Annotated in this window: 11 protein-coding genes; 7 read left to right on the top strand and 4 right to left on the bottom strand. The window is 60.1% G+C overall.

The window, feature by feature from the left end:
• From asmA to udk, 3 genes are all read right to left on the bottom strand, one after another.
• Nucleotides 1–879: outer membrane assembly protein AsmA (gene asmA, locus WFM46_RS18625; RefSeq protein WP_336998215.1), on the bottom strand; the 879-nt coding region annotated here is incomplete at its 3' end.
• Between the two features lie 27 nt (nt 880–906).
• The gene (dcd, locus tag WFM46_RS18620) at nt 907–1,488 is read right to left on the bottom strand and encodes a dCTP deaminase (protein ID WP_103180230.1); all 582 of its coding nucleotides are present in this window, start codon (nt 1,486–1,488) and stop codon (nt 907–909) included.
• 89 nt (nt 1,489–1,577) lie between these two features.
• A complete protein-coding gene (udk, locus tag WFM46_RS18615) occupies nt 1,578–2,219 on the bottom strand; it encodes a uridine kinase (protein ID WP_032612454.1) in 642 nt (213 codons plus the stop codon).
• Nucleotides 2,220–2,562: 343 nt separating this feature from the next.
• On the opposite strand from udk, the gene WFM46_RS18610 reads away from it, so the two are divergent.
• Nucleotides 2,563–5,892, top strand: coding sequence for a diguanylate cyclase (locus WFM46_RS18610; RefSeq protein WP_336998214.1), 3,330 nt, complete (start codon nt 2,563–2,565; stop codon nt 5,890–5,892).
• Here WFM46_RS18610 and alkA read toward each other — a convergent pair.
• Nucleotides 5,860–6,726: a DNA-3-methyladenine glycosylase 2 gene (gene alkA / locus WFM46_RS18605; RefSeq protein ID WP_336998213.1), complete on the bottom strand. Its 867-nt coding sequence runs from the start codon at nt 6,724–6,726 to the stop codon at nt 5,860–5,862. The two genes, WFM46_RS18610 and alkA, sit on opposite strands and share 33 nt — an antisense overlap.
• Nucleotides 6,727–6,859: 133 nt before the next feature.
• Between alkA and yegD the strand changes: the two genes are divergently transcribed.
• The 6 genes from yegD to baeS form a co-directional block, all read left to right on the top strand.
• Nucleotides 6,860–8,212 (top strand): molecular chaperone, encoded by a 1,353-nt coding sequence (gene yegD / locus WFM46_RS18600; RefSeq protein ID WP_103180233.1) that lies wholly within the window; start codon nt 6,860–6,862, stop codon nt 8,210–8,212.
• Between the two features lie 242 nt (nt 8,213–8,454).
• Nucleotides 8,455–9,687 carry an MdtA/MuxA family multidrug efflux RND transporter periplasmic adaptor subunit gene (locus WFM46_RS18595; protein ID WP_336998212.1) on the top strand — a complete coding sequence of 411 codons (1,233 nt, stop codon included), beginning with the start codon at nt 8,455–8,457 and terminating at the stop codon, nt 9,685–9,687.
• Nucleotides 9,687–12,812 (top strand): MdtB/MuxB family multidrug efflux RND transporter permease subunit, encoded by a 3,126-nt coding sequence (locus tag WFM46_RS18590; protein ID WP_336998211.1) that lies wholly within the window; start codon nt 9,687–9,689, stop codon nt 12,810–12,812. The genes WFM46_RS18595 and WFM46_RS18590 overlap by 1 nt, the downstream gene beginning before the upstream one ends.
• A complete protein-coding gene (gene mdtC / locus WFM46_RS18585; protein WP_263950435.1) occupies nt 12,813–15,890 on the top strand; it encodes a multidrug efflux RND transporter permease subunit MdtC in 3,078 nt (1,025 codons plus the stop codon). It begins immediately after the preceding gene.
• Nucleotides 15,890–17,305: an MFS transporter gene (locus WFM46_RS18580; protein ID WP_336998210.1), complete on the top strand. Its 1,416-nt coding sequence runs from the start codon at nt 15,890–15,892 to the stop codon at nt 17,303–17,305. The genes mdtC and WFM46_RS18580 overlap by 1 nt, the downstream gene beginning before the upstream one ends.
• The coding region (gene baeS, locus WFM46_RS18575) for a two-component system sensor histidine kinase BaeS (RefSeq protein WP_336998209.1) at nt 17,302–18,388 on the top strand (1,087 nt) is incomplete at its 3' end. The genes WFM46_RS18580 and baeS, both read left to right, overlap by 4 nt.

The following is an 18,388-nucleotide window of genomic DNA, read 5'->3' as shown; positions in this document are numbered from 1 at the left end:
CAGATTAAGCCTGTCGAACCGCAGATTCATGTTCCACTGCGGGTCGGTACCCAGGATCACGCTGGCCTGCCCGGTGAGGGTACTGTCATTAGCCTGCAAATTGAGTTGATTGAGCGCGAGCTGTTTCTGCTCCTCGCGCCACTGAACCTGTAAGGTGCCCTGCCCGCTGATGCCCTGCGCCGGCAGATCGACGCCGGTGAGTTGCCAGGTGAGCTGCTCAATGTCGGCGCTCAGCAGATGTGGATAGTCAGAGGCGTTGACGTTAGCGCTAAATGCGAGGTTCAGATCGCGCTGATTGCGGTTCACGCGGGCGCTAAAATCGATTTTGCCTTTGTGGTGTTCATCCTGTTCCATCTGCAGGTTGAGATTGCGAACCGTGACCTGTTCATCCCCCTCGTGCTGGAACACCAGCAGGCTGTCAGCCACCTTCAGACGGCCAATATCGAATGACCAGCCGGTATCCTCGGCTTTATCCGGCAGCGTGTTTTCACGCGGGGCCACCGGCGCATCGGCATTACGTACCGCTTCAGACTGCGGGGTCAGCTGGATCACCGCCCCTTTGAGCATCACCTCATTGACCTGCAGCTGATGCGACAGCAGCGGCATCAACGCCACGTCGAGGCGCATATTGTCGGCAGTCACCATCGGCACCGACGCCCCCGGCGCGGTGAGGGACATGCGTCCGGAAAGGATGCTAAGCTGCGGCCAGACGTGCCAGCGCAGCGGGCCATCCAGCTTCAGGACATAGCCGCTGCGCGCCTCCACCTGACGCACCATGTAGGTGCGAAAGTCATTGGGATTGACCAACAGAACCAACGCTGACAGGCCAGCAATCAGCACCACCAGCAAAATCATCAGCGTTGTCAGAACTCTTCTCATGGCTTCCTCAATGGACCGGATTTAAGCTCAATCTTTATCAATACGACTGGCGACAGCACCCTGCTGATCGCGATATTTAGCATCCTGGCGGCGGTTGTAAGGACGTGCCGCCGGGCCGGTTAACGGCTCGAAACTCAACGCGCCAATCATCATGCCCGGACGCAGCGCCAGGGGCAGTTTACCGGCGTTGAAGAACTCCAGCACGATACGCCCTGACCAGCCCGGATCGATACGGTGCGCGGTCACGTGTACCATCAGCCCCAGACGCGCCAGCGACGAACGTCCGTCGAGCCAGCCAACCAGATCCGCAGGCAGGGTGATGGATTCAAAGGTGACGGCCAGCGCCAGTTCACCCGGATGTAAATAGAACGCCTCGCCGTCGTCCAGCACGATTTCGTCGCTCATCACCCGATCGAGTGCGGCGCTGACTTCATCTTTCGGCCCACTGAGGTCGATAAAGGGCGCGGTATGGCCGCTAAAGGTACGAAACTTATTCCCCAGACGGACATCGACAGTCACGCCGTTAATGCGCTCGACTGGCGGGCGCGGGGTAATGCTCAGACGTCCTTCGTCCAGCCAGGCTTCAATATCTCGGTCACAAAGACGCATCACTTTCTCCTTTCGTGCAGCGCGCCCTCAGGCCACCAGAGCCGGAGGGCGAACCCGGTTATCTTTGAACGGTACACAATTCGCGCGTGTTATTCAAAAAACTGGCTGATTTTCGCTTTCAGAATATCAATAGCGATGCGGTTTTTACCTCCGCGCGGCACGATGATATCGGCGTACTGTTTGGACGGTTCAATAAACTGCAGGAACATTGGGCGGACCGTTTTCTGGTATTGCGCCATCACCGAATCCATTGAGCGGCCGCGTTCGTTCACGTCGCGTTTGATGCGGCGCATCAGGCAGATATCCAGCGGGGTGTCGACAAAAATCGAGAAGTTCATGGATTCGCGCAGACGGGCGTCGGTGAGCAGCAGGATCCCTTCGAGGATAATGACCTTTTTCGGCGCAATGCGCACGGTTTCTTGCAGACGGGTGTGTTCAACATAGCTATAGACGGGCAGCTCAATGGCGGTACCGTTCTTCAGGGCCTGAAGATGCTGGAATAACAAGCTGTGGTCCATCGCGCTGGGATGGTCATAGTTGGTCTTGACACGCTCTTCCATCGACAGATGGCTTTGATCTTTGTAATAGCTGTCTTCTGGAATAACGCCGATGTGCTCATCACCGACCTGTTCACGTAATTCACGGTAAAGCGTACTGGCAATGAGACTTTTACCTGAAGCCGATGCGCCGGCGATGCCTATAATGACGCACTGATGAGACTTATCAGTCATAAATTTTGCGACCTGAGTAACCTGGATGTAAGGAAGGACGACGCCTGAGCGTCAAACGCGGCAATTATAGGGATTTCATCGGCCTGATACCAGCCGAATAGAAATGTTATGCGAGACACGTTCAAAGTCCGGGCAGATTACTCCTGATACAAATTTTTTCGGCTACTTTTCCAGCGCCAAAGATGAATTTTTTGCAGGATAAGTATTTAATAATGCTGTGATGTCAATTTATGAGCGCATACCATATAAATTGTAAATTGTTTGTACTAGCATGATCAAAATTAAAAAATGAACTCGTCTGGAGAAGACTCCTGGCGGCATGGTGTCTTCGGATAGAGCGGTAATGAATAAAAAATACCAGCGCGTTTTGGTCACTACGCCACATCCTTTACTACGGCTTGTCAGTCTTGGACTGGTTACCTTTATATTCACACTTTTCTCGCTCGAATTAACGCGTTTAGGCACTTTTTTAGCACCTTTATGGTTCCCGACCTCAATTATGATGGTGGCGTTTTACCGCCACGCCGGAAAGATGTGGCCCGGGATCGCCCTCGCCTGTAGCGTCGGGAATATCTTCGCCACCTGGCTTATCTTCTCCTGGGACACCGTCAACCTGTGGTACACGGGCATCAACGTTGTGGAGGCCTTTGCCGGTGCTTTACTGCTGCGCAAACTGCTCCCCGCCTACAACCCCTTACAGAATCTCGGAGACTGGATCCGTCTGGCGATCGGCAGCGCGCTTATCCCGCCCCTGCTGGGCGGCGTACTGGTCTGGCTGCTGGTCCCAAGCGACGAGCCGCTGCGCAGCTTTATGGTCTGGGTGCTGTCAGAATCTGTCGGCTCGCTGGCGCTGGTGCCATTAGGCCTGCTGTTTAAGCCGCACTATCTGCTGCGCCATCGCAACCCGCGCCTGCTGTTTGAAACCCTGCTGACCATGGCAGTGACGCTGCTTCTGAGCTGGATCGCTCTGCATTTTTTGCCCTGGCCCTTTACGGCCATCATTGTTCTGCTGATGTGGAGCGCCGTGCGTCTGCCGCGTCTTGAAGCCTTCCTGGTCTTCCTGGTGACGGTAATGATGGTGTCGTTGATGATTGCCAAAAATCCGGTTCCGCTGACCACGCAAAATTTTGGCGCGATGACCAACGCCCCATGGTTGCCCTTCCTGATGATGCTGCTGCCCGCCAACGTAATGACGATGGTGATGTACGCATTTCGCGCCGAGCGTAAGCACATTACCGAGAGCGAAGAGCGTTTTCGCAATGCGATGGAGTATTCCGTTATCGGTATGGCGCTGGTCAGCACCGACGGGCAGTGGCTGCAGGCGAACAAAGCGCTGTGTCAGTTCCTCGGCTACTCCCAGTCCGAGCTGCGTTCCCTTAGCTTCCAGCAACTTACCTGGCCGGAAGATTTAGAGAGCGATCTGGAGCAACTGGATCAACTGCTGCAAGGCAAAATCAACAGTTACTCGCTGGAAAAGCGTTACTACACCCGTAGCGGCGAGGTGGTCTGGGCTCTGCTCGCGGTCTCCCTGGTACGTCACGCCGATGGTACCCCGCTCTACTTTATTGCCCAGATTGAAGATATTAACGACCTCAAGCATACCGAGTGGGTGAACAAGCGACTGATGGAACGTATTACGCTTGCCAACGAGGCTGGCGGAATTGGTATCTGGGAGTGGGACGTCAAACCCAACGTTATCAGCTGGGATAAGCGCATGTTCGAGCTGTATGAAGTGCCTGCCCATGTTAAACCCACCTGGCAGCTCTGGCATGAGTGCATGCTGCCGGAAGATCGTGCCATGGCGGAACAGGTGGTGCGGGATTCGCTGGCGGCCCGCGTTCCGTTCAAGCTGGAGTTCCGTATCCGGGTAAAAGACGGTATCCGCCATATTCGCGCCCTGGCGAACCGGGTGCTGAATAAGCAAGGTGAAGTGGAACGCCTGCTTGGTATCAATATGGATATGACCGAGGTGAAAGAGCTGAACGAGGCGCTGTTCCAGGAAAAAGAGCGCCTGCATATTACCCTCGACTCCATCGGCGAAGCGGTGCTCTGTACCGATATCAATATGAACGTCACCTTTATGAACCCGGTGGCGGAGAAGATGAGCGGCTGGCTGCAGGAAGAGGCGCTGTCCCAGCCGATCCTCTCGGTCCTGCATATCACCTTCGGCGATAACGGCCCGCTGATGGAGAACATCCACAGCGGAGATATGTCCCGTAGCGATATCGAACAGGATGTGGTGCTGCACAGCCGCAACGGCGGCAGCTACGATATTCACTACAGCATTACCCCGCTAAGCACCCTCGACGGGCAGAACATCGGCTCGGTGCTGGTTATTCAGGACGTTACCGAATCGCGTAAAATGCTGCGCGAGCTGAGCTATAACGCCTCTCATGATGCCCTTACCCACCTGGCGAACCGCGTCAGTTTTGAGGCTTCCCTTAAGCGGATGTTGCACACCGTGCAGGAGACGCGCCAGCGTCACGCGCTGGTGTTTATCGATCTGGACCGCTTTAAAGCCGTCAACGACACCGCAGGCCACGCGGCGGGGGATGCGCTGCTGCGGGAGCTCTCCTCCCTGATGCTGAGCATGCTGCGTTCTACCGATATGCTGGCCCGTCTGGGCGGGGATGAGTTTGGCCTGCTGCTGCCGGACTGCAACACCGAAAGCGCGCGCTATATTGCCGGTCGTATCATCGACGCCATCAATGGGTATCACTTTATGTGGGAGGGCCGCCTGCACCGCATCGGCGCCAGCGCCGGGATCACCCAGATCGACGAGCGCAATAACCAGGCCTCAGAGGTGATGTCCCAGGCCGATATCGCCTGCTACTCGTCGAAGAACAGTGGCCGTGGCGTGGTGACGGTGTATGAACCGCAACAGGAGCGAATGCTGAACGCGCCGGGCACCATCTCGCTGGACGAGCAGTGGCACATGATCAAAGACAATCATCTGCTGATGATTGCCCGCAGCGTCGCCTCGCCGCGCATCCCTGAAAGCAGCACCTTCTGGATGCTTGCCCTGCGCCTGTGGACCAACGACGGCGAGATGCTCGAAGAGCAGGCTTTCCGGGCGGGGCTGGCGGAGCCGGAGTTAATCCACGCCCTGGACAGACGTATTTTGCAGGAGTTTTTCCGCAACTTCGCCACCCCATTGACCAACAAAGGCACCGGGGTCGCCCTGCCGCTCTCCATGGCCGGTCTTGCCAGCGCCACGCTGGTGGATGAACTGCTGGAGATGCTGCGCGCCTGTCCGCTGCAGCCGCGACTGCTGCATCTGATCGTTAACGTCAGCGTCCTGACGCAGGAGGATGACAATACCCACCACAATCTGCAGAAGCTGCGTGAAGCCGGATGCCGTATCATCCTGAGCCATGTGGGCCGCGAGATGGAGGTGTTCAACCACCTGAGTGCGCAGATGGCCGATTATCTCCTCCTCGATCCCGAGCTGGTGGCGAACGTTCATGGAAATCTGATGGATGAGATGCTGGTGACCATTATCCAGGGCCACGCCCAGCGGCTGGGCATCAAAACAATCGCCGGGCCGAGCAATCAACCGATCATGATGGATACCCTCTCCGGCATTGGCATCGACTATATCTACGGCAATACCATTGGCGAGCCGCAGCCGCTGGAGCTGCTACTGAATACCAGCTATTTCGGCATCAACTGACGGCGACCAGCCGTCGGTATACCAGATATGCAGCAGGGCGTACGAGCGCCACGGCTGCCAGCGTTCAGCATAGCGGCGGATTTGCGCCGGCGTCATGCCGGCAAAGCGCTGCTTAATCAGATAATCGTCCGCCAGAAAGACATCTTTTGCCTGCCAGCCGCGCAGGGCAAAGTAGTTTGCCGTCCAGCGGCCAATTCCGGGCCGGGTCTGTAACCCTTTAATCGCGCTTTCAATATCGGCCGGGGTCTCTGTCGGGAAATCCCCCGCCATGACCGACCGGGCCAGATGGATCAGCGACTCTGCGCGTTTCAGCGGCATGCCCAGCGCTTTCAGTGCCAGCGGATCGGTTTGTGCTACCGCGGCAGGCGTCGGGAAACAGCAATAGCCCGGCGCCTCCGGCAGGGGTTCACCACAGAGCGCCACCAGCTTCGCGGTGAGTTTCGCGGCCATGGCCACGCTGACCAACTGCCCGAGGATGGCGCGCACGCCCTGCTCCCAGGTATCCATCGAGCCCGGCAGGCGCAGGCCAGGCCGCGCGGCGCCGAGCGAGCCCAGCGCCTGAGCGATCTGCTGCGGATCGCAGTGCAAATCGAACAGGCGGGTAAGCCGTGCCAGGCACAGTTCAGCGATGGGCAGCAGGCCCTCGCTGAGCCCTACTTCCAGCGTGCCCCCGGGCTGTGGCGTAACGCGGATCAGCCCCCGGTGTCCCAGGCAGGCAAAACTGCGGGTGTAGTCGGTGGGGGTCACGGTTTCAATCCCGGCAACCGCGCGATCGCCGAGAAATTTCAACATCCATTGCCAGTCATAGGGCGGCTGCCAGGTGAGGGTAAACATCGTCGCTCCTTATTTTGTCCTGTCACAGCATAAACGGAGATTGCCACCTGCGCCTTGCTTTCATATTCCTGTTGTCGCCAGCCAGACATTTCGCTACAGTCTCGCCCCTTCTCAATGGCATGGGGACGCTGAAGTGTTTATCGGATTTGACTATGGCACCGCCAACTGTTCAGTTGCGGTGATGCAAAACGGGCAGCCGCAGCTGCTGAAAATGGAAAATAACAGCACGCTGTTGCCGTCGATGCTCTGCGCGCCGACCCGCGAGGCGGTGAGCGAGTGGCTGTACCGCCATCATCAGGTGCCGGCTACCGGCACAGAAACCCAGGCGCTGCTGCGTCGGGCTGTGAGCTTTAACCGCGAAGAAGATATCGACGTCACCCCGGCCAGCGTACAGTTTGGCCTCTCTTCCCTGGGTCACTACATTGAGGATCCGGAAGAGGTCTACTTTGTGAAGTCGCCAAAATCTTTCCTCGGCGCCAGCGGCCTGAAGCCGCAGCAGGTGGCGCTGTTTGAAGATCTGGTCTGCGCCATGATGCTGCATATTCGCCAGCAGGCCCAGACTCAGCTGACGGATACGATCACCCAGGCGGTGATTGGCCGGCCGATTAACTTCCAGGGGCTGGGCGGCGATGACGCGAATCAGCAGGCGCAGGGGATTCTGGAGCGCGCCGCGCAGCGCGCCGGTTTCCGCGATGTGGTATTCCAGTATGAGCCAGTCGCTGCCGGTCTCGATTTTGAGGCGACGCTTGAGAGCGAAAAACGGGTACTTGTCGTGGATATCGGCGGCGGAACCACCGACTGCTCGCTGCTGCTGATGGGCCCGCAGTGGCATCAGCGCCGGGATCGCGAGAACAGCCTGCTGGGGCACAGCGGCTGTCGTATTGGCGGTAATGACCTGGACATCGCCCTGGCCTTTAAGAGCCTGATGCCGCTGCTCGGCATGGGCGGGCAGACAGAAAAAGGCACCGCGCTTCCGATCCTGCCGTGGTGGAACGCCGTGGCGATAAACGATGTGCCGGCGCAAAGCGAATTCTACAGTGTCGCCAATGGCCGTTTTCTTAACGATCTGATCCGCGACGCTCAGGATGGCGACAAAGTGGCGCTGTTGCATAAAGTGTGGCGTCAACGTCTGAGCTACCGGGTGGTACGCAGCGCGGAAGAGAGCAAAATTGCCCTCTCCGAGGCCGCAGAACACGCCGTAACGCTGCCGTTCATCAGCGATGAGCTGGCGACGGCCATCAGCCAGCAGGGGCTGGAGGCGGCGCTGGCGCATCCGTTACAGCGCATCCTCGAGCAGGTGCAGTTGGCGCTGGATAACGGCAATGAGAAGCCGGACGTGATCTACCTGACCGGCGGCAGCGCCCGTTCGCCGCTGATCAAAAAAGCCCTGGCGCAGCAGTTGCCGGGCATCCCGATTGCCGGGGGTGATGATTTTGGCTCTGTCACCGCCGGGCTGGCGCGCTGGGCGCAGGTGGTCTTCAGCTAGGGTGGAAATGCCGGGCGGCGCTTCGCTTGCCCGGCCTACAATACTCTTCCGCAAGGAGAGTATGTCGTTTGTGTAGGCCGGGTAAGGCGCAGCCACCACCCGGCATGCAGACCGCACCGGCCTTGCCCCGCGCCATTCGGACAATTCCCGACAGTCTTTCATATTTCCTCCATTTTTCCGCTCAATTGCCTCACTAAACTAGTATTATTTTCCGCACTGTTTCAGGACGAGAACATATAACGATGAAAGGCCGCAATAAATCCCGCTGGGTAATCGCCGCTGGCATCATTGTGGTGGCCCTTGCCGCCGCGTGGTACTGGCATCAACACGCTTCGGCTCCTGCCGGTGCATCCAGCCAGGCGCAGCGCCCGGCAGGCGGTGGACGTCACGGCATGCTCGGCGGCGCTCTGGCACCGGTTCAGGCCGCCACCGCAGTCAGTAAATCCGTGCCGCGTTATCTCTCCGGGCTCGGCACCATTACCGCCGCCAACACCGTCACCGTGCGCAGCCGCGTCGACGGGCAACTTATCGCCCTGCACTTCCAGGAAGGACAACAGGTGAAGGCTGGCGATCTGCTGGCCGAAGTCGATCCCAGCCAGTTCAAGGTTGCGCTGGCCCAGGCCCAGGGACAGCTGGCTAAAGATCAGGCCACCCTTGCTAATGCCCGCCGGGATCTGGCCCGTTATCAGCAGCTGGTGAAAACCAACCTCGTCTCCCGCCAGGAGCTCGACGCCCAGCAGGCGCTGGTGAGCGAAAGCATGGGGACCATTAAGGCAGACCAGGCCGCCGTCGCCAGCGCGCAGCTCCAGCTCGACTGGAGCCGCATCACCGCCCCTATCGACGGACGCGTGGGATTAAAACAGGTGGATATCGGCAACCAGATCTCCAGCGGCGATACCACCGGGATAGTGGTGCTCACCCAGACCCACCCTATCGATCTGGTCTTCACCCTGCCGGAGAGCGATATCGCCACCATTATCCAGGCACAGAAAGCCGGTAAAAACTTAACCGTGGAGGCCTGGGATCGCGCCAACAAGCAGAAGCTCAGCGACGGCACCCTGCTGAGCCTCGATAACCAGATCGACACCACCACCGGCACCATCAAGCTGAAAGCACGGTTTAACAATCAGGACGACGCCCTGTTCCCGAACCAGTTTGTTAACGCCCGCATGCTGGTCGCTACCGAAGAGAATGCGGTGGTGATCCCAACGGCAGCGTTGCAGATGGGTAACGAAGGCAACTTCGTCTGGGTGCTGAACAGTGACAACAAGGTCAGCAAGCACCTGGTGAAACCGGGCATTCAGGACAGCCAGAGCGTGGTCATTGCCGCCGGGCTGTCGGCAGGCGACCGCGTGGTGACCGACGGCATCGACCGTCTGACCGAAGGGGCAAAAGTGGAGGTCGTAGAATCCCACGCCGACACCCCTGCCGATCCTGGCAAACGCGAAGCTAAAAAACAGGGAGAGAACGCCTGATGCAGGTGATGCCCCCGAGCGCTACAGGCGGGCCGTCGCGTCTGTTTATCCTGCGCCCTGTCGCCACCACCCTGCTGATGGTGGCGATCCTGCTGGCGGGGATCATTGGCTACCGCTTCCTGCCGGTCTCTGCCCTGCCGGAAGTGGATTACCCCACCATTCAGGTGGTGACGCTCTACCCCGGCGCCAGCCCGGATGTCGTCACTTCCGCCATCACCGCCCCGCTGGAGCGCCAGTTTGGGCAGATGTCGGGCCTGAAGCAGATGTCCTCCCAAAGCTCCGGCGGCGCGTCGGTGGTGACGTTACAGTTCCAGCTCAGCCTGTCGCTGGATGTCGCCGAGCAGGAGGTGCAGGCCGCCATCAACGCTGCCACCAACCTGCTGCCGTCCGACCTGCCTAACCCGCCGGTCTACAGCAAGGTGAACCCGGCGGATCCGCCGATCATGACCCTCGCCGTCACCTCCTCTGCCATGCCGATGACCCAGGTGGAAGATATGGTGGAAACCCGCGTGGCGCAGAAGATCTCCCAGGTCTCCGGCGTCGGGCTGGTGACCCTCTCCGGCGGCCAGCGTCCGGCGGTTCGCGTGAAGCTCAACGCCCAAGCGATCGCCTCCCTGGGGTTGACCAGCGAAACCATCCGCACCGCCATCACTAAGGCCAACGTTAACTCGGCGAAAGGCTCACTCGATGGTCCGACCCGGGCGGTGACCCTCTCCGCTAACGATCAGATGCAGTCCGCGGATGAGTATCGTCAGCTGATTGTCGCCTACCAGAACGGGGCGGCGATCCGGCTTGGCGACGTGGCGACCGTCGAGCAGGGGGCAGAAAACAGCTGGCTCGGGGCGTGGGCCAACAAACAGCAGGCGATCGTGATGAACGTCCAGCGCCAGCCGGGGGCGAATATCATCGATACCGCCGACAGCATTCGTGCGATGCTGCCCACCCTTATCGATAGTCTGCCAAAATCGGTGAGCGTTAAGGTGCTGTCGGATCGCACCACCAACATTCGCGCCTCGGTGAGCGATACCCAGTTTGAACTGATGCTGGCGATTGCGCTGGTGGTAATGATCATCTACCTGTTCCTGCGCAACGTTCCGGCGACCATTATTCCGGCGGTGGCGGTGCCCCTGTCGCTGGTGGGCACTTTCGCCGTGATGGTGTTCCTCGACTTCTCGATCAATAACCTGACGCTGATGGCCCTGACCATCGCCACCGGCTTTGTGGTGGATGACGCTATCGTGGTAATCGAGAACATCTCCCGCTATATCGAAAAAGGCGAAAAACCGCTGGCGGCGGCGCTGAAGGGGGCCGGTGAGATCGGCTTCACCATTATCTCCCTCACCTTCTCGTTAATTGCGGTGCTGATCCCGCTGCTGTTTATGGGCGATATCGTCGGGCGTCTGTTCCGGGAGTTTGCGGTGACGCTGGCGGTGGCGATTTTAATCTCAGCGGTGGTCTCCCTGACCCTGACGCCGATGATGTGCGCCCGCATGCTGAGCCATGAATCCCTGCGCAAGCAGAACCGCTTCTCCCGCGCCTCGGAGCGGATGTTCGAGCGCATTATTGCCGCCTATGGCCGCCTGCTGGCCAAAGTGCTGAACCATCCGTGGGCGACCCTCGGCGTGGCGCTCGGCACCCTGGCCCTGAGCGTGCTGCTGTGGGTGATGATCCCGAAAGGCTTCTTCCCAATCCAGGATAACGGCATCATTCAGGGTACGTTGCAGGCGCCGCAGTCGGTATCGTTCGCCAGCATGGCCCAGCGCCAGCAGGCGGTCTCAGAAGCGATCATGAAAGATCCGGCGGTGGAGAGCCTGACCTCGTTCGTCGGCGTTGATGGCACCAACCCGTCCCTCAATAGCGCTCGCCTGCAAATCAACCTCAAGCCGCTGGACGATCGCGACGACCGGGTGAACACGGTGATCGACCGACTGCAAAATGCAGTGGCGAAGGTGCCTGGCGTGGAGCTCTACCTGCAGCCGACTCAGGATCTGACCATCGACACCACGGTGAGCCGCACTCAGTATCAGTTTACGTTGCAGGCCACCAGCCTCGACGCGCTCAGCACCTGGGTGCCGCAGCTGGTGGATGAGCTCCAGCAGCTGCCGCATCTCTCGGACGTCAGCAGCGACTGGCAGGACAAAGGCCTGGCGGCCTATATCAATGTCGATCGCGACAGCGCCAGCCGGCTGGGCATTAGCATGGCGGATGTGGATAACGCCCTGTACAACGCCTTCGGCCAGCGCCTGATCTCCACCATCTATACCCAGGCTAACCAGTACCGGGTGGTGCTGGAGCACGATACCCGGCAGACGCCGGGGCTGGCAGGACTGGATTCGGTGCGCCTGACCAGCAAAGAGGGCGGGATTGTGCCCCTGAATGCAATTGCCAAAGTGGAAGAGCGCTTTACGCCGCTGGCGGTGAACCATCTGGATCAGTTCCCCTCCACCACCATCTCGTTTAACGTGCCGGACGACTACTCGCTGGGCGAAGCGATTCAGGCCATTACCGATACGGAAAAACGTCTCAGCTTCCCGACCGATATCCAGACCCACTTCCAGGGCAGTACGCTGGCGTTCCAGGCGGCGCTCGGGAGCACCATCTGGCTGATCGTGGCCGCGGTAGTGGCGATGTACATCGTGCTGGGGGTGCTCTATGAGAGCTTTATTCATCCCATCACCATTCTCTCGACCCTGCCCACCGCGGGTGTGGGTGCATTGCTGGCGCTGATGCTGGCGGGCAACGAGCTGGATGTGATTGCCATCATCGGCATTATCCTGCTGATCGGCATCGTCAAGAAGAACGCCATCATGATGATCGACTTTGCCCTTGCCGCCGAGCGCGAGCAGGGAATGCCGCCGCGGGAGGCGATCTATCAGGCCTGTCTGCTGCGTTTCCGTCCGATCCTGATGACCACTCTCGCGGCGCTGCTCGGTGCCCTGCCGCTGATGCTCAGTACCGGGGTCGGGGCCGAACTGCGCCGTCCGTTGGGGATTGGCATGGTGGGCGGGCTGCTGGTGAGCCAGGTGTTAACCCTCTTTACCACGCCGGTGATCTATCTGCTCTTTGACCGCCTGGCCCTGTGGAGCAAAAGCCGCTTCCCGAAACGTGAAGAAGAGGAGGCGTAAGTGAAGTTTTTCGCCCTCTTCATTTACCGCCCGGTGGCGACGATTTTAATCTCCCTCGCCATCACCCTCTGCGGCGTGCTCGGCTTCCGGCTGCTGCCGGTGGCCCCGCTGCCGCAGGTGGATTTCCCGGTGATCATGGTCAGCGCCTCGCTGCCCGGCGCCTCCCCGGAAACGATGGCCTCGTCGGTGGCAACGCCGCTGGAGCGCTCGCTCGGGCGCATCGCCGGGGTCAACGAGATGACCTCCAGCAGCTCCCTCGGCAGTACGCGCATCATTCTGGAGTTTAACTTTAACCGCGACATCAACGGCGCGGCGCGCGACGTGCAGGCGGCGATCAACGCCGCGCAAAGCCTGCTCCCGAGCGGCATGCCGAGCCGTCCGACCTACCGCAAAGCCAATCCGTCCGATGCGCCGATTATGATCCTGACGCTCACCTCGGACACCTACTCCCAGGGGCAGCTGTACGACTTCGCCTCCACCCAGCTGGCGCAGACCATCGCCCAGATCGAGGGCGTGGGCGATGTGGACGTCGGCGGCAGCTCCCTGCCCGCGGTGCGCGTGGGGCTGAACCCGCAGGCGCTCTTTAACCAGGGCGTCTCGCTGGATGACGTGCGCAGCGCCATCAGCAACGCCAACGTGCGCAGGCCGCAAGGGTCGGTGGAGGATGGCAGCCGCCGCTGGCAGATCCAGACCAACGACGAGCTGAAGACCGCGGAGGAATATCAGCCCTTAATCATCCACTACAATAACGGCGCGGCGGTGCGCTTAAGCGACGTGGCAAGCGTCACCGACTCGGTGCAGGACGTGCGCAACGCCGGGATGACCAACGCTAAGCCCGCCATTTTGCTGATGATCCGCAAACTGCCGGAAGCCAACATTATTGAGACGGTGAACAGCATCCGCGCCCGTCTGCCGGAGCTGCAGGAGACCATTCCGGCGGCCATCGATCTGCAGATTGCCCAGGATCGCTCCCCCACCATTCGCGCCTCGCTCGAAGAGGTAGAGCAAACGCTGATTATCTCGGTGGCGCTGGTGATCCTGGTGGTATTTCTCTTCCTACGCTCCGGGCGGGCGACGCTGATCCCAGCGGTGGCGGTCCCGGTGTCGCTGATTGGCACCTTCGCCGCCATGTACCTGTGCGGCTTTAGCCTCAACAATTTGTCTCTGATGGCCCTGACCATCGCCACCGGCTTTGTGGTGGATGACGCCATCGTGGTGCTGGAGAACATCTCCCGCCACCTCGAAGCGGGGATGAAACCGCTGCAGGCGGCGTTGCAAGGCTCGCGTGAAGTGGGCTTTACGGTGCTCTCCATGAGTCTCTCCCTGGTGGCGGTGTTCCTGCCCCTGCTGCTGATGGACGGACTGCCGGGGCGTCTGCTGCGTGAGTTTGCGGTCACGCTGTCGGTGGCGATAGGTATATCGTTGCTGGTGTCGCTGACGCTCACGCCGATGATGTGCGGCTGGATGCTGAAACGCAGCCCGCCTCAGTCGCAGCCGCGCAATCGGGGCTTTGGTCGGATGCTGATGGCGTTGCAGTCGGGCTACGGTAAATCGCTGAAGTGGGTGCTGAACCACACCCGGATCGTCGGGCTGGTGCTGATTGGCACCATCGCCCTCAACGTCTGGATGTATATCACCATCCCGAAAACTTTCTTCCCGGAGCAGGACACGGGGGTGCTGATGGGGGGAATTCAGGCCGACCAGAGCATCTCCTTCCAGGCGATGCGCGGCAAATTGCAGGATTTCATGAAGATCATCCGCGAAGACAAAGCCGTGGATAACGTCACCGGCTTTACCGGCGGCTCGCGGGTCAACAGCGGGATGATGTTTATCACCCTCAAGCCCCGTGACGAGCGTAACGAAACTGCGCAGCAGGTGATCGACCGCCTCAGGGGCGCGCTTTCGAAAGAGCCGGGAGCAAATATGTTCCTGGTGGCGGTGCAGGATATCCGCGTGGGCGGGCGCCAGTCGAATGCCAGCTACCAGTACACCCTGCTGTCAGACGATCTTGCAGCCCTCAGAGAGTGGGAGCCGAAGATCCGCAAAGCGCTGGCAGCGCTGCCGGAGCTGGCGGACGTTAACTCCGACCAGCAGGACAACGGCGCGGAGATGGCCCTGACCTACGATCGCGAAACCATGTCGCGGCTGGGGATTGACGTCAGCGCCGCCAACAGCCTGCTGAATAACGCCTTCGGCCAGCGGCAGATCTCCACCATCTATCAGCCGATGAACCAGTACAAGGTGGTGATGGAGGTCGATCCCCGCTATACGCAGGATATCAGCGCTCTGGATAAGATGTTTGTGATTAATAACGACGGTAAGGCGATCCCGCTCTCCTATTTCGCCCGCTGGCAGCCCGCTAATGCGCCGCTGTCGGTCAACCATCAGGGGCTGTCGGCGGCCTCGACCGTGTCGTTTAACCTGCCGACCGGCAAATCCCTCTCGGAAGCGAGCGACGCCATCAACCGCGCCATGACCCAGCTTGGGGTGCCGTCCACCGTGCGCGGCAGCTTTGCCGGCACCGCCCAGGTATTCCAGGAGACCATGAACTCGCAGGTGATCCTGATTCTGGCGGCGATCGCCACGGTCTATATCGTGCTTGGGGTGCTGTATGAGAGCTATATTCATCCGCTGACGATCCTCTCCACCCTGCCCTCGGCGGGCGTGGGCGCCTTGCTGGCGCTGGAGCTGTTTGGCGCCCCGTTCAGCCTGATTGCGTTGATCGGTATTATGCTGTTAATCGGCATCGTGAAGAAAAACGCCATCATGATGGTCGACTTTGCCCTGGAGGCGCAGCGCAACGGCAACATGACGCCGCAGGAGGCGATCTTCCAGGCCTGTCTACTGCGTTTTCGCCCGATTATGATGACCACCCTGGCGGCGCTGTTCGGTGCTCTGCCGCTGGTAATTTCCAGCGGGGATGGCGCGGAGCTGCGCCAGCCGCTGGGGATCACCATTGTTGGCGGGCTGGTGATGAGCCAGCTGCTGACGCTCTATACCACCCCGGTGGTCTATCTGTTCTTTGATCGCTTACGGGTGCGTTTTTCACGTAAACAGAAAGAGACGGTAACAGGCTAATGACGGATCTCCCCGCGAACGTTCGCTGGCAGCTGTGGATTGTCGCCTTCGGCTTCTTTATGCAGTCGCTGGATACGACTATCGTCAACACCGCCCTCCCCTCAATGGCGAAAAGCCTTGGGGAGAGCCCGCTGCATATGCATATGGTGATTGTCGCCTATGTGCTGACGGTAGCCGTGATGCTCCCCGCCAGCGGCTGGCTGGCGGACAAAGTGGGGGTGCGCAATATCTTCTTTACCGCCATCGTGCTCTTTACCGCAGGCTCCCTGTTCTGCGCCCGGGCGGAGACGCTCAACGAGCTGGTGATGGCCCGGGTGTTGCAGGGCGTCGGCGGCGCGATGATGGTGCCGGTAGGCAGGCTGACGGTGATGAAGATCGTCCCGCGAGAGCAGTACATGGCGGCGATGACCTTCGTGACCCTCCCCGGCCAGGTGGGGCCGCTGCTGGGCCCGGCGCTGGGCGGTGTTCTGGTGGAGTACGCCTCCTGGCACTGGATCTTCCTGATTAACCTGCCGGTGGGGATTATCGGGGCGATTGCCACCCTGATGTTGATGCCGAACTACAAAATGCAGACCCGGCGTTTCGATCTGGGTGGCTTTTTCCTGCTGGCGGCGGGGATGGCGACCCTGACCCTGGCGCTGGATGGGCAAAAGGGGCTCGGGATCTCCTCCCTGGCCCTCGCCGGACTGGTGGCCATCGGCGTGGTGTCGATTCTCTGGTATCTGTGGCACGCCCGGGGCAATGACCGGGCGCTGTTCAGCCTGACGCTGTTTAAGAACACCACCTACCGGCTGGGGCTGCTCGGCAGCCTGGCCGGACGCATCGGCAGCGGCATGCTGCCGTTTATGACCCCGGTCTTTTTGCAGATTGGCCTCGGCTTTTCGCCGTTTCATGCCGGGCTGATGATGATCCCGATGGTGCTCGGCAGCATGGGGATGAAGCGCATTGTCGTGCAGGTGGTGAACTACTTCGGTTATCGCCGGGTGCTGGTCGCCTCCACCCTGGGGCTGGCGCTGGTGAGCCTGCTGTTTATGGGCGTTGCGCTGCTGGGCTGGTACTACGTTCTGCCGCTGGTGCTGTTCTGCCAGGGGATGATCAACTCCATCCGCTTCTCCTCCATGAATACCCTGACGCTGAAAGATCTGCCCGATGAGCAGGCGAGCAGCGGCAACAGCCTGCTGTCGATGATCATGCAGCTGTCGATGAGCGTGGGCGTGACGATTGCCGGGCTGCTGCTGGGCTTGTACGGGCAGCATCAGCTCACCGCCGACAGCGCCGTCGTCCATCAGGTGTTTCTCTACACCTACCTGAGCATGGCGCTGATTATCGCCCTGCCAGCCTTTATTTTCGCCCGGGTTCCGGATGATACCAGCAAGAATGTCGTCATCAGGCGGCGCAAAAGGAGTGAACGATGAAGTTCTGGCGACCGGGTATCACCGGCAAGCTGTTTCTGGCCATTTTCGCCACCTGTATGGTCCTGCTGATCACGATGCACTGGGCGGTGCGGGTCAGCTTTGAGCGCGGCTTTATTGACTACATCAAACACGGTAACGAGCAGCGTCTGCAGGGCCTGAGCGATGCCCTGGCCGAGCAGTACGCTCTCCACGGCAACTGGCGCTTTTTACGCAACAATGACCGCTTTGTCTTTCAGATCCTGCGCTCGCTGGAGCACGATACCGACAGCGATCGTCCCGGACCCGGCATGCCGCCCCACGGCTGGCGCACCCAGTTCTGGGTGATCGACCAGGAGATGCGTGTACTGGTCGGCCCGCGGGCTCCGGTACCGCCGGACGGCACGAAGCGGGCCATCACCGTCAACGGCGCGGCCGTGGGCTGGGTGATCGCCTCCCCGGTCGAACGGCTGACGCGCAATACCGACATCAATTTTGATCGACAGCAGCGCCAGACCAGCTGGCTGATAGTGGCGCTCTCCACCCTGCTGGCGGCGCTGGCGACCTTTCCGCTGGCGCGCGGCCTGCTGGCCCCGGTTAAACGGCTGGTGGACGGCACCCACCAGCTGGCTGCGGGGAATTTTTCCACCCGCGTCGATACCCGCAGCCAGGACGAACTGGGCAAGCTGGCGCAGGACTTCAACCAGCTCGCCAGTACCCTGGAGAAAAACCAGCAGATGCGCCGGGATTTTATGGCCGATATTTCCCACGAGCTACGCACCCCGCTGGCGGTGCTGCGCGGCGAACTGGAGGCGATTCAGGATGGCGTGCGTAAGTTCACCCCGGAATCGGTCGCCTCTTTACAGGCGGAAGTGGGCACCCTCACTAAACTGGTAGAGGATCTGCATCAGCTGTCGATGTCCGACGAGGGGGCGCTGGCCTACCAGAAAGCGCCGGTGGATGTGATCAACATTCTGGAAGTCGCCAGCGGCGCCTTCCGGGAACGCTTTGCCAGCCGCGACCTGCGCATTGAGCTCTCGCTACCGGAAAACGCCGTAGTGTTTGGCGATCGCGACCGGCTGATGCAGCTGTTTAACAACCTGCTGG

It is taken from the genome of Leclercia sp. M50, from assembly GCF_037150775.1.
Lineage (GTDB): Bacteria > Pseudomonadota > Gammaproteobacteria > Enterobacterales > Enterobacteriaceae > Enterobacter.
Note: the sequence above shows the minus strand (reverse complement) of the source record. Positions and strands in the feature narration are given on the sequence as shown.